The sequence below is a fragment of the Methanoregula sp. genome (assembly GCF_002835825.1).
Classification (GTDB): Archaea; Halobacteriota; Methanomicrobia; order Methanomicrobiales; family Methanospirillaceae; genus Methanoregula.
The window spans coordinates 1-1,024 of record NZ_PIZH01000689.1; the positions used below are offsets into that span (position 1 = coordinate 1).

Annotated in this window: 1 protein-coding gene; it reads left to right on the plus strand. The window is 52.2% G+C overall.

Going from position 1 to position 1,024, the window contains the following annotated elements:
* Positions 1 to 1,020, plus strand: a 1,020-nt coding sequence (locus CW742_RS14455) for an ATP-binding protein (RefSeq protein WP_292421580.1), incomplete at its 5' end; no start/stop codon positions are given.
* Between the last annotated feature and the right edge of the window lie 4 nt (positions 1,021 to 1,024).

Consider the following 1,024-nt stretch of genomic DNA (forward strand, 5'->3'; position numbering starts at 1 on the left):
GTCCAGTACCTCAGCGAGAATGGCCTTCTGCGACACAAGCCTTTTGACGAAGCAATATGTATCGGTGCATCGATCGCTGATATTTCCCCGGAAAAAATCGCCTGGTTTCTCTCGGTCTCAAAGAAGGAACGGAAATTTCCGCTCCGGGCAGGCACACCGGCAGAGGCGGTTCTGTCTCACTTGAACCTGCTTGATGGATCACAGCCTACGCACGCAGCGATACTTCTCTTCGGGAAAAACAGTCATCACTTTCTCCCAGCAGCGGAGATCAAATGCCTGAGCTTCCGGGGCACAAAGATCGAGAAACCAATTCCCTCCTATCAGATTTATACCGGGACGCTCTTCGATCAGGTGGACAATGCTGCAGATTTTGTACTTTCAAAACTTGATCGCCGCGTTTCTGCACGGGATGAAACACCGGTGAGTGATACCGGCTATGAGATCCCGGTCCCTGCTATCCATGAAGCACTTGTCAATGCTGTTGTCCATCGGGATTACACATCCAAAGCAGCAGTTCAGGTTATGGTTTTTGCAGATCGGGTAGAAGTGTGGAACCCTGGTGCCCTGCCCTCGGACCTGACACCCGACAGTCTCAAGACAGAACACCCATCCATTCCTCACAACCCGCTCATTGCCCATCCGTTGTACTTAACGCACTACATCGAGAAGGCCGGTACCGGGACGCTCGATATGATCACGTATTGCAAGGAGGCCGGTCTTCCGGAACCGGGTTTCGAGCAACGCGGAGGCCAGTTCGTTGTCACCCTCTGGAGAGACTGGCTGACAGAATCCGTGCTGGCTGAATTTGGACTTAATGAACGACAGATGATGATCATTACCTTCATGAAAAGCCATGCCAGAATTACCAATACCGAATGCCAGAGTCTTACCGGTGCCGCCCGTAAAGCGACGAGCCGCGATCTCGGAGGACTCGTTGACGCCGGTCTTCTGATTCGTGTCGGTGAACGACGCGGGGCGTATTATGAACTCGCCCGAAGTAAACACAAAGAAATTATTTGAGACG